Annotated in this window: 12 protein-coding genes and 1 pseudogene; 5 read left to right on the top strand and 8 right to left on the bottom strand. The window is 43.3% G+C overall.

Annotated elements, in window-relative coordinates; genetic code table 11:
- Window positions 1-16: 16 nt before the first annotated feature.
- Window positions 17-874, top strand: coding sequence for an AraC family transcriptional regulator (locus RSX24_RS09020; protein WP_236412630.1), 858 nt, complete (start codon window positions 17-19; stop codon window positions 872-874).
- Window positions 875-1697: 823 nt separating this feature from the next.
- Here RSX24_RS09020 and RSX24_RS09015 read toward each other — a convergent pair.
- The 4 genes and pseudogenes from RSX24_RS09015 to RSX24_RS09000 form a co-directional block, all read right to left on the bottom strand.
- A pseudogene (locus RSX24_RS09015) lies at window positions 1698-1959 on the bottom strand (tRNA-binding protein); the annotation flags it as partial.
- Window positions 1943-2827 carry an ergot alkaloid biosynthesis protein gene (locus RSX24_RS09010; RefSeq protein WP_343260342.1) on the bottom strand — a complete coding sequence of 295 codons (885 nt, stop codon included), beginning with the start codon at window positions 2825-2827 and terminating at the stop codon, window positions 1943-1945. The pseudogene RSX24_RS09015 and the gene RSX24_RS09010, both read right to left, overlap by 17 nt.
- A 37-nt stretch (window positions 2828-2864) precedes the next feature.
- Entirely contained in the window at window positions 2865-3278 is a 414-nt protein-coding gene (locus RSX24_RS09005) for a nuclear transport factor 2 family protein (RefSeq protein WP_339272426.1), read from the bottom strand.
- Window positions 3279-3395: 117 nt separating this feature from the next.
- Window positions 3396-3980 (bottom strand): TetR/AcrR family transcriptional regulator, encoded by a 585-nt coding sequence (locus RSX24_RS09000; protein WP_236412625.1) that lies wholly within the window; start codon window positions 3978-3980, stop codon window positions 3396-3398.
- A 635-nt stretch (window positions 3981-4615) separates the two neighbouring features.
- Here RSX24_RS09000 and RSX24_RS08995 point away from each other — a divergent pair.
- Entirely contained in the window at window positions 4616-4990 is a 375-nt protein-coding gene (locus RSX24_RS08995) for a hypothetical protein (protein WP_236412624.1), read from the top strand.
- 482 nt (window positions 4991-5472) lie between these two features.
- On the opposite strand, the gene RSX24_RS08990 is transcribed toward RSX24_RS08995, so the two are convergent.
- Window positions 5473-6330, bottom strand: coding sequence for a hypothetical protein (locus tag RSX24_RS08990; protein ID WP_343260341.1), 858 nt, complete (start codon window positions 6328-6330; stop codon window positions 5473-5475).
- A gap of 271 nt (window positions 6331-6601) precedes the next feature.
- On the opposite strand from RSX24_RS08990, the gene RSX24_RS08985 reads away from it, so the two are divergent.
- Window positions 6602-7456, top strand: coding sequence for a cupredoxin domain-containing protein (locus tag RSX24_RS08985; RefSeq protein WP_343260340.1), 855 nt, complete (start codon window positions 6602-6604; stop codon window positions 7454-7456).
- Between the two features lie 220 nt (window positions 7457-7676).
- Here RSX24_RS08985 and RSX24_RS08980 read toward each other — a convergent pair whose 3' ends face one another.
- The 3 genes from RSX24_RS08980 to arr form a co-directional block, all read right to left on the bottom strand.
- Window positions 7677-9179 (bottom strand): alpha/beta hydrolase family protein, encoded by a 1503-nt coding sequence (locus RSX24_RS08980; RefSeq protein ID WP_343260339.1) that lies wholly within the window; start codon window positions 9177-9179, stop codon window positions 7677-7679.
- A gap of 93 nt (window positions 9180-9272) precedes the next feature.
- Window positions 9273-10163, bottom strand: a complete 891-nt coding sequence (locus RSX24_RS08975; protein WP_343260509.1) for a Vgb family protein — start codon at window positions 10161-10163, stop codon at window positions 9273-9275.
- 263 nt (window positions 10164-10426) lie between these two features.
- Window positions 10427-10843, bottom strand: a complete 417-nt coding sequence (arr, locus tag RSX24_RS08970) for an NAD(+)--rifampin ADP-ribosyltransferase (RefSeq protein WP_236412618.1) — start codon at window positions 10841-10843, stop codon at window positions 10427-10429.
- A 211-nt stretch (window positions 10844-11054) separates the two neighbouring features.
- Between arr and RSX24_RS08965 the strand changes: the two genes are divergently transcribed.
- Window positions 11055-11297: a (4Fe-4S)-binding protein gene (locus tag RSX24_RS08965; protein WP_290371407.1), complete on the top strand. Its 243-nt coding sequence runs from the start codon at window positions 11055-11057 to the stop codon at window positions 11295-11297.
- A complete protein-coding gene (locus RSX24_RS08960) occupies window positions 11294-11581 on the top strand; it encodes a GNAT family N-acetyltransferase (protein WP_438286784.1) in 288 nt (95 codons plus the stop codon). Before RSX24_RS08965 ends, RSX24_RS08960 begins: the two co-directional genes overlap by 4 nt.
- Window positions 11582-11844 lie beyond the last annotated feature (263 nt).

Raw genomic sequence — 11844 nt, 5'->3', positions numbered from 1 at the left:
AAGGAGGTCACATTATATGGATGAATCTTTGGAATATCTGTTCGATCCCATTCAGACTGATCTGTTGTATCTTCATCGTATTACCACCTACAATATGGGCACATTCTATCATCGTCATAATGCGTATGAGCTTTATTTGTTCCTTCGGGGACATGTGAATTTCTATATTGAGAATCGCTGTTACCATTTGCAGCCTGGCGATCTGCTTGTTCTCAGCCCGCAAGAGATGCACCGTTCCTTTGCGCTGGACAAAAATGAATACGAGCGAATTACGATTAATTTGAAAAAGTCATATATAAATCGCCTGTCCACCCCAACGACCAACTTGTCAGCATGTTTTGACTATCGTCCTAAGGGCAAGGGCAATATCGTGCATCTGGAGGAGGAACAACTGCAACAAGTGCTGCAATTAACGAGTGAACTTGAGTCTATTCTCTCTTCAAGCGATTATGGCGCAGATATCATGAGAAACAGTGTGATCGCTCAACTACTGGTCATAACGAATCTTGCTTTTCAACATACGGAGTTCGTCCCAACGGACATTATGCCCGAACTGGTTCGGAAAACGATGGATTATATTGAATGCAATTTGGCGGGGGAACTGACGCTTGAGCATTTGTCAGAGGTGTTATACACGAACAGCAGCAAAATTAGTCGACAATTCAAGAAACATACCGGACTCACGATTCGATCATACATTCTGAATCGGCGCATCGAGCTGTCTAAACACTATTTGACTGAGGGCATGAGTATAACGGAGGCGTGTTATCAGTCGGGTTTTGGAGACTATGCCAATTTCATTCGCAGCTTCACCAAGCAGGTGGGGACTTCTCCTGGCAAGTTTGCCAAAAACGGAATTCATGCTGAACTTTAATCAAGCACATCTTAAATTGAGGTGAATATATTGCCCGGCGTCCTGCATCAGCTGATCTAAACAATCCATGATGGCATTCGCATCGCCGCCCGCCAGCAAGCAATCAGATTCTCCTCCTGTTCAGCCTTAAGTACCGGGACGGAGATTTGATAAATACGCTTGTGTCCATACTCCACCATATGGTTCCAGTCCGTATAGATAAAGTTGCCTGCAATTCCTCGGCTTCACGGGAAGCCTTCTCCCACTCGCTCGGTCCTGCAACTCTGGAGCTGATCAGTATGCCCGTATCTTCATAGCGCTTCAGCAGCAGGCTCGGTACTTCAATCTCGTCCTCTAGAATAAGATGCAGTCACTGCTCCGTGTCAACGAACAATCACCTCTCAGCAATGACGCCCGGATAGGGAACCCCCTCCAGCCAAGCATGAATATCCGTCTGCCCCATATTTCCAGGTCCATCAGCATAATAATCCATCTCCAGCCTGTGCAATCCCGCGCACTTGGCCTGAACTGTTTCAGCCAGGCGGATGGAAACTGCAGTTTAAGTATCCAGACTTCAGGCTGTGGCGCTTCCAGTAGCCCGGAACCGCCACGTTGCTCGGAAAGCTGCCCGTAAAAGGTATCATACAGCCGCTCCAGGCAGTGTTCGACCTCGCCGAAAGCAGTTGATGATCGGAACGAAGGATGATCGGAAGGCTCATGCTATTCTTTCAAACTCCGGGTATGCGGTACATTCGACTTCGAATAATGGCTTTGCGCTACCGGATGATCATGCCGTTAAGCATCCCGAATATATTGCGAGATTGCTGGCTCATCATGAAGTACCGCCGCCTAGAACCAAAACTTCCGACTTGAATCCCGCGATCCGGCACGGTGGAACATTGACGACACCCACGTTCTGTTTTCCAACGACATCTTCAGCTGTATATCTTTTTGTAATTTGTGCGCTGGAAGACCTGATGCCAATTTCTGCGCCAAAGTCAATTTCCGGTTTGATCGCCGGGACTTTGGCTTTGCAAAAAATTCAGCACTAATAACTGTGCCTACACGAAGATGCAGTGTTTTAGAAAATCATCCAATGCTGCCATACGCAATTTCTCCCCGCATCCAGACTTCTGCGTGTCTCTCTGCAAATTGTTGGAAGGAAACAGGCGCATTCCCAGTCACTCTCATTACAGTATCCGTAATTCGATCTTCCGCTCCTTCCTCGCGAATTTTACGGTCGAGTTCGGTCATGATCTCAGCATACTCCTTACTTAACCCTGCCGCTAGCCAGCTGCGGATCAATTCATCGTCGGATATTGACCGGTGTGTAATCTTTCTACCCGTTACTTCACTAATCATTCGACTAACGTCATCATATGAAAGAGAATCGGGTCCCGTAATGATATGCTCCGTATTATGTGCATCCTCATCAGTAAGTGCTCTATAAGCGACTTCTGCGATATCTTCGGCTGCCACAAAACCAATCTTGCCTTCCCCTGCTGCGCTAATGATCAAATCCTGCTGCGAGATGGTTGTTGCATGCTGACCTTCGGTAAAATTTTGCATGAAATAGGAAGGCCTGAGTACGGTCCATTCCGGAACCGATTGCTTCAGTAATCGATGAACAGGGCCAAATACCGAACCTTCCTCCGGGATGGATGCACTGCTAAGAAATACAAACCGGCTTACTCCCTGCTCCAACGCCGTCTGAATAAATGGCTTCATAACTTTAATGGGTTCCGGATCGCCCACGGGTGCTACCAAATAAACGCGTTCAACATGATACAGGGCAGGAAGAAACGTCGAACTGTCGTACCAGTCGAAATGGACTTGTTTCTCCGGATCTGTAATGGCTTCTGCATTTCTCATGGCAATGGTAAAGGAATGCCCCTGTTGATCCAGCCTTTCCGCAATTCTTTTTCCCGTCTTTCCTGTGCCGCCTGTAATAAGTATTTTTCCATGATTCATCATTTTGATTTTATCTCCTTTTACATGTCGATTTAAAAACTTAATCTTGTGCTGCTTCAAGTAAAACTGCCGGATTCCAATAATCCTTAAAAAGCGTTATCTTCCCATCCTTTAAGTGGAACACGGAAATATACGACTGCCGATACGGTCTTTCTGTTTCTGTCATTACTGCATTGCATGTATACTCGGCAACGATTTTATCTTTGGTTACAAGCAGGTCTGGAGATGAGAAAGAGAGAATCCTCATTCGCTTGAACAGTTCATAAATATAGTTACGAATCTCTTCAATACCAACCAGCCTTTGAGTATAACCCGCGGGAGCATAAGGAAACTCAACGACGGCATCTTCACTAAATAGCGTGAACCATTTTTCGAAATCCTCCGTTACTAAGCTGCTTTGAAACACCTTTAGCATTTCGGTTGCCTGGGCATGCAGAACATTTTCGCTTGTCATATTCATCCCTCCTGTTTTTAATAGACCATTTAGTCCGAAATGAGCAAAAAAATAATTGAATCGGACTGTTTAGTCTAGAATTCCGAAAAATAATAATGAAGCAATGAGTTGGCTTCATTATTGATCTAAGGCAGATAAACTTACTGTGACGTAATCATCCATAACCTTGGGGTCACTCGTCATTTTGGCCAATTGGATCAAGGAGTATCTTGCAAAATTCAAGTAACGAGCCAAAGCTCGAAGGTCTCGGTCACTCGCAATTTCTCCATTCTCCTGTCCCCGAACCAAAGCTGCATAAAAGGCTTCTTCCAGCGTATTCAAATCCTCCAATAAAAATGATCTGATCTCCATATCATGAGGCATCTGATCAATGGCTGAAAAAATAATAAAGCATTCCTTTTGCCGGTTCTTATCCTTTAATACCTTTGCTGCTTCATGAAATACATAAGCTATCCCCTGCTTTGCAGATTCAGAGGTCGCTAAATACTTCATGGCTGCGCTGCTCTTTTCATTTACGTAATGCTTCAAAGCAAGGATGAACAAGTCTCTTTTCGTACCATAAGTGTCATACAAGCTTTGCCGGGCAATACCGAGTCCTTTCAGCAGCTGAGGCAATGAGGTTCCCTCATAGCCGTAATGTCCGAAAACCTCCATAGCTTTACGAAGTACTTCCAACGTATCAAACTCTTTGTTTCTTCCCAATTTCACCCTCCTTTGATCGTCATTATATATTTTTCAGACTAAACAGTCAAGAAAAAAAGCGACATATCTACACAGATTTAGGTGAGAAACCTCCTTCCCCAACCTCTAATCGAATCGATGATACATTGCAGCGTTTTTGATGATCATGGCAGCCTGCCCTATGCGCAGAAACCTTTCCTGATCTCTAAATCAAATATGACGCCTCTTATGATTTTCCCTTCTTTGAAACAATTTTAATCAACGGAAATGAACATCTACTTCATATAACTCCAAAACATTTGCTTTTCGTATCCATATTTGGTACGGTTGCATGCCATGGACAAGGCAACGGATGTGTTGCTTATCTATCAATTCACTTCGATATAAATCTTCTACTACGTGGATCTCCCTGCAAATTCTCGGCTCTGTTCGGCATCCTCACCAATGATAGGTACTTCGAAAACTCTGCCCCTTCCGTAATGTGTACACCGACCACAAGAAAGTGGCAAACACTGCGTCTTCTTAACATGGAATAGTCCCCTGTTCTTGTCCTCCGACAATCGACAGAAGACTATTTCATTTTGTTTTCCTATTAACCCAATCCATGTGAAGCCAAAAGAATAATATATCTTATCACTTTGAGGAGGTTGATCTCTATGACATTGGTAAGATACTCTACTGGTCCAGTTGAAAATGCTATTAATTTGTCGACACTTCCGGGAGAATCCAGAACTTTTTTCGCAAAGGCAGTTAATAACGGAAGTAGCACTGCTAAGGTGCGTATCCGTTTATTCCGTTTGAATGGTGAAAAAACTTTGGTTAGATCCGTTATTTTCACTCTTGCACCAGGCGCTTCCAGCTTCCGAGTTCTGAACGTGGCTAATTTGGTTCAATTTGAAGTGGAGTATACTACAAACAGCAAACATGTCCTTGTGTCAGGATGGGGTAAAAACGCATCTGGCCGACTCGTTGCAGCTCATCGCTTCTCACCTACTGAATTGGCGAAGAAGCGTATTAAAAAGCATAGATAATAATTAATAGCTTGGAGATCCACCTGCTTCCGCAGAGGTGGGTCTTTTTTTGTATGTATCTCTAATCGGTATATGCTCCTCTGCCGCACTTCCTCCATACCAAATCTGTCTGCTTCCCATCCTGTCGTAGAATAATAGGAGGTCTCAAATCGTGGCCCGCACCGTCCAAAGGCCACATGGCATGTTTATGAGCAAATCCCTTATCCTTCAGCCTGTTCATGATTACTCATTCATCCTTGCGAAAAGCCATACCCCATCGTCTGTTCCCGAAGTGAAAGTAAGCCCGCTATTGTCTCATCCAATAAGGATCTGGCGTATCTAGAAATAGCCCTTCGGTTTACCGGATGCGCCTGCCAAAACAAAAACACCTCCAAGGATGTTTCCATATCTCAGGATATGGTTGCATTCTCTTGAAGGTGTTTTGTTTTCGTATGCCGTCGGTCCATGATAACACATGGGCGAGTTGTTATAGGAATTCCGTATTACAGGTATTGCACGGCGATGGAGTAGAACATACCGTCCGAATTGAAGTTACCTACAATCGTAGGGGCTCCTTTTTTCTCAAAAACAACGCGGTCAGATGGGAAAGCTTCCTTCGTTGCTTTGTATCCGGTCAGATCAACACCAAACCAATTTTTAGCCTGCTCCGTAGCTTGTGCTAGCAGCTGCTTTTCGGTGAGTGCTTTGATACTTTTTTCATATTTATCAATAACATCCTGATCCTTGCCATACAGATCATCTGCCAATGCTCTAGCGTTCACACTTTGGACATCAAGCGTTTTTTTGTCGATCTCTATCCACGTCCCGAAATCACCATCCACGAACATGAACTCATACACTTGTTTAGTCCCTTTTTTAATAAGAGAGACACCGGCCAGCTCTCCCTGTTCCACACCTTCCAGTTTGTCGAAAACAGCTTCCGCAGCATCTTGTACAGAAGAGTCTACCGCATCCAGTTGAATTGACTCGGAAGTGTGGCTCAGCTTGTCATCATTAATGTAGTAGGTCAGATTGTCAGTACTGATGTTAGCATTACTAATTTTTCCTTTTGCATCAAAAATAACATTGCTGTAAGGGGATTTTTTAATGGAATAGGACCATTCCTTCGCGCCGAAGGACTCACCTTTGTCAAGTTTATAAGCAGTGCCCGTTATTTTCTTTAATGTTTGCTCCACTTTCTTGACTGCCGCAGCAGGTGCAGTTGTTGCGTTTTTTTCAGCTGCAGTAACCGTTGATCCGACACTGGCTGCACTAGCCTGTGTTTGAGAATAGGCCATAGAAGTGGCACCAATGATTCCTGCCAGTGCTACAGAGCTGAGTACTTTGTACATCTTTTTCATAATGGTTCCTCCATATTGTGTAATTTGTTTTACACCTATATAACGCTCAAGAACCTAGCGATTGTGACATAAAATATTTTTTATCCTAAAATTATGATTTTCAAGAAATGAAAATACTTCAAAAGGCCGTTTGCGTCGTTTGCTTAAATGCAAATCATTTTATGAACAATTACTGAATGTTTTGAATTTAAACTATATTCGATGTATCGAATGCACTACAATGTGTAGTAAGTGATTATATCAATTTATATATATCGGAGGGCTTCTTATAATGGTACTTACATTATTAAGCATATTAATGATTGTGTTATTGTCCGGATACATGGTTCTGAACACCCATAAACAAAAAAGCAGAATCACGGGCATGCCTGGAATGATGATTGCCATGAGCATTGGAATGATGTCTAGTCTTGCCCTTGGTTTTCAACTGGGCATTGTGTTTGATCATGATTTGGCAGTTCCTTCAATTATCGCTATTTTATTCGGTTTGGGGACCGGTTACTTTACAGGAAAGCCTGTGAGCATACTGGCATCGTTGGATGGTATGTTGGCTGGAATCATGGGTGGAATGATGGGGGCCATGCTCGGGTCAATGCTTGGTTTTACCTATATCATGGCATTGTTTATTGATATCTTGTTTATCCTTATCTTTTGTGTTGTTCTTCAATTAACAAGTTCAAATTCAGTGGAAACCCATAAAACCAAACGTAGCGGGATCAGCGTGCCCTTTATTGCAGGTATCATAACGGTTGCCTTTGGAACGGTTTCGGTCGGTTTACTGCTTTTTAATCAGTATCAAGATCATCGAGCCTCAGCAGTTTCTTCCCAAAATAAGCAACAGAGTTCTGCTCAAGAAAATGCAGGCTATAAGGTGATTTCAGTGGATGTAAAATCTAATGGTTTTAGCCAAGACAATATTGTAGTCCAAGCAGGTGTTCCTACAAAATTAAATTTTATAAAACAAACAGGCTATACTTGTATAAAAAGTGTGGAGTCCGCGGATCTGGGCATTGATGTGTACCTTGAAAAGGGAGATAACTTCATTACGTTAAATGATTTGAAACCTGGAACATATCATTTCAATTGTGGCATGTATATGTACTATGGAACGATCACTGTTGTATAACGTGAAATTTTTCCGCCCAACTCCATGTTGGTGAACGCCGAAGTGTAGTTTCCTGAGAGGATATTCTATCTTCATTCTCTTCATTCAATGCGTGGTTTTCACACAAAAGTTAACCGCCCAATGAAAGGCGGTTAACTTAATCCAATGGCTATTCATCTATAGATGCTATTTTTGTCTCCTTTCAGCCCAAAATTTAATCCAGCGTTTTCTTTGACAAGTGTTATAGCGAGTTTACGAACTTTACCTCCGGAAAGTGGCTATCCGGTCCCTTCATTAATATTCCGCCTTTATTTTTCAAATACATATCAAAAAAGTCCAGCATATAGGCATTGATTATGGAGCTCGCTCTCTCAGGCGCAATCTTTCCTGTAATGCCAAGCATGTTGAAAATCGGAGAAATGAACTGGACGTCGGTAAAATTCAAATGCTCTGTATTTTCGATATAGAGAACTTGTCCCCCTTCGTCGACCGTTTCGCGCATCCGTTCAAGCTCCAATTTTTTATCTTCCGTTACTTGATCTTCCCACTCTCTTGTCGAGCCCATACGGTTAAGCTCTGCATCGGTGTAGACCCGGCCATCCATCACCCTTTTTAGTTTTTCGAAATAGCTCTCCGAGTTGATGAACAAAAACGGCTTTCGCAGACCCTCTCGGTCACGCAGTCGATAAAGCCCTCCATCAAGGTCGACTCCAGCCGTGATGCGCGGATCGTAAGAAGCATCATAGGCCGTCGCTCCGCCGATGGAATGGCCGAACACCCCGACATGACCGAGATCCATCCTCCCTTTGAGATGACTTGGAATCTGCCCTGATTGGATGAGCTCGAATTGGTCCAGCACGAACGCCACATCGTCGGTTAGAACTTTTCCTAACTCGTCGCGAACTCTTCTACTCGTCCGGTAATCCTGGTCGGGCGAAAATAAGTCGTTCGTTGTGTCCGTCGTGATTCGTCCGTCCGGAAATTCGGTTGCAATTGTATTGTAGGTGTGGTCGACCACGGCCACGATATATCCGTGACTCGCGAGATTTTCGGCTTGCGACGTGTGAAGGAACCTTGAGGAACCATTGCCTGGATTCGCCAGGATTAGCGGGTATCGAGTCTGTGCCGAAGAAACTTCGGCCCCCGAATAAGCATGACTGGATACGTACTTTAGGTGTTGAAAAGTAAACCCGGGAAGACCATAGCTCTCCGCCATATAAGATAAGATTCCGGTATCGGGGATAAAGGGCGTGTACTTTCCGGTGTCAGCTTGAGCCGGATACCATACCTGAACCATCAACTCCCTCTTGCCTGTCGCGGAATTTCCAAATGTCTCCTCCCGGTTTGAATCGACGAAATGAAAAACTTGCGTGCCAACCTTCAACTTGCCAGTTGGCGCTGGAAAGTCGAATACGGGAAACACATAGAGGAAGCACCCCGTTGTGATTAACCCAATCACGATAAAAAGTCGGCCCAGCACCCTACGGATTCGCGAAGCAGTCCGAACGACTTTCGGCATTATGAAAACGTCTTTAAGCGAAAGCATAAGCATCAGGATCGTAAATCCGTATAAAAATAAAAGCTGAACCCTGTATCCTTCGACAAGCAAATGTGTCACTAAAAAAATGGAGCCTGCTCCGCTTGTCAGAAGCAAAGCTGATCTTCGAATACGTGGATTGAAAATGAACAGGAATGCCAACAAACAAGCACTTGAAAAGAAAAGCAGCATTTCAAAAAACCTCACACCAACTCCCCCTTAAAAATAATCCTATCAATGGATTAGTATAGGGGGACAGCTAGGTTGATGCCATTGATCTAGATGACAATTGCCTTACACTCATGTAAGGTTGACCAGACGCCCAATTTGATTACACTCTTCAGCAAACCAAATATCCCCGTCACTACCTAGCGCAATACCATGCGGTTCTGCATTTTTCATAGGAATCGGATATTCCGTAATCATTCCATCGATCGTTATTCGACCGATCTTGTTGCCGCCCCATTCCGTAAACCAAAGATCCCCGTTCCTTCCAGAGACTATAGCGTGGGGACGAGCGTTCGGCGTAGGAATCGAAAATTCCTTTATTTCGCCTGAAGGCGTAATTCTACCGATGTTATTTGCATTAATTTGCACAAACCAAACAGCCCCATCCGGTCCGCAAGCAATACCGACAGGCCCGGAATTCGGTGTAGGGATTTGATACTCCATCATTTTCCCATCCGTGGTTATCCTTCCGATCGTATTGTTTTGATTCTGTGTAAACCATAACGCCTTATCAGGACCCGTAATAATAAAAGAGGGGAACGTATCCTGGGCAGGCAAATCAAACTCCGTCATTTCCCCTCTCATTGTTATACTTCCGATCTTTCCGCTCTTCATCTGGGTAAACCAAATCCCACCGTCAGGACCTTCTGTAATCCCGAATGGCGCAGAGCCCGAAGTCGGCACATCATATTCTTTGAATTGACCGTTTAACGACATTCTGCCAATCTTATTTGCGTTATATTCTGTGAACCACAGGTCGCCCGCCTGATCCGAAATGATAGACATCGCTCCAGCGTTTTCTGTCGGAATCGAGAATGATGTGATCTTGCCTTTGGCGTCTATTCGCCCGATATGATTGCCCTTTTGTTCCGTAAACCAAATGGCTCCGTCTTTCCCGGCAGTGATTCCGTACGGCCCTGATTCATGATTGCCGACTGCATATTCAATAATCGTGTGTCTCATACGCTTCCCCTCCAGCAAATTACGCAATGTATCTAAATCCCCGTATACCATTGCTTCAATGTATGGATTGATGCTTTCGATATCATTGTCCCAATTCAGAGAAAACTGCGAACTTAAAACAATCGATTTCACTTTTAGATTTGCAGAACATCGAGCAATTCTAGTGCAGCTCGTTATGTTTCCTCCCCAAAAAACAAAGAGGACCTTAAAAGAGCCCCCGATTCGAAATAGGATATTTTTGAACATTGATCTATATGCGGAAATTAATCGTAGATCACATTTTTTCCTTCTTCACTTAATTTTTTTAAAGATGCAAGCATATGATTGATCTCTTCATCGGAGTGTCTTTCCCATGAAGCTAATTCAGCGACTATCTTTAGAGGTGATTTAGATCTATATGAGCGTGTCGGGTTTCCAGGAAATCTTTTATCCGTTAAGTTAGGATCATTTTCAAAATCTCCTAATGGTTCTACAATATAGATCCTTTCTTTTGAATTAGATCTTGCTAATTCCGCTCCCCATTTGGCAGCATTCAATGTTGCAGTAAAGTATATATGGTTAGATTTTTTTTCTTGGTAATTGGATAAGTATTGCGGTTCCAATAAATCACCAATTTTCAGTTCTGCTTTAGTACCATGAAAAAAAGGACCTTGATCTAAGACATCTTTTTTGGCTTCCATACGGATGCACCTCTTTTATTTTTTGATTTGTCTTTAGCAGTATAGTGTAGGAATTACGAAAAAAACAGTCTATAAAAAAAATATTAAAAACGGTATAATTTAAGTAGAGAGAATGATATTGAACAGAAATTGCCTATATAGCAGGTGTATGAAGGATTACCTTCTCCCATGTCAATAAACAAAACTCAACAGGGAAAGATGTGAAGGAATCGTGATAAAGCAAAAGGTATATTACGGAAAAGATATCGAGGTCATGTTTAATCCAGAGGTATGCATTCATTCCGGTATTTGCGTAAAGGGCCTCCCTGGTGTTTTTGATTTAAGCAAACGTCCTTGGGTTAATCCCGATGCCGACACTACGGAGGCCATTGCCCGACATATTGATACCTGTCCAAGCGGAGCACTGACGTATAGACGTCTGGACGATGAAAATTCAACGGAGAAAGAGGAATGAACTTGCATATTGTAGAACATGAAACCGCTAATAAAAGATTCCTTATTCGAGATAACGGCGGCATTGCTGCCGTGATGACATATGTCATTTCAAATCCGGAGCTTTATATTATCGATCACACGTTGGTCGAAAATGCTTACCGGGGACAAGGGCTTGGCGATCAGCTTGTCGAAGCTATGGTGGAATACGCACGGGAAAACGGTATCAAGATTTTGCCCTTATGCCCGTTTGCCAAGGGACGATTCGAACGTTTCTCCGAATACGCGGATGTTCTTCATAAGTAATCACGAATAATATAGTTATGATTATAATAAGATCAAAGAGCCTGAGGGTACGAAATTTCTTCGTTCCTCTCAGGCTCTTCTCCTTTCATCAGTGCTCATTCGTGCATACATCATAAAATCATCCTTCTAACTCATCGCTGTTAACAACACCGCATTCGCATTAAACACACCGTGAACGATCATGCCTGGCAAGAATGTCCACTGATCCATCTTCTTCCACATTTCTGAGCTAGTCATCCTACGGGTTCGGATCTGGTCCATAA

The sequence above is a fragment of the Paenibacillus hubeiensis genome (assembly GCF_032334105.1).
GTDB classification, from domain to species: Bacteria; Bacillota; Bacilli; order Paenibacillales; family Paenibacillaceae; genus Paenibacillus; species Paenibacillus hubeiensis.
The sequence above is the reverse complement of the archived record's forward strand: the minus strand, read 5'-3'. Positions and strand labels throughout refer to the sequence as shown.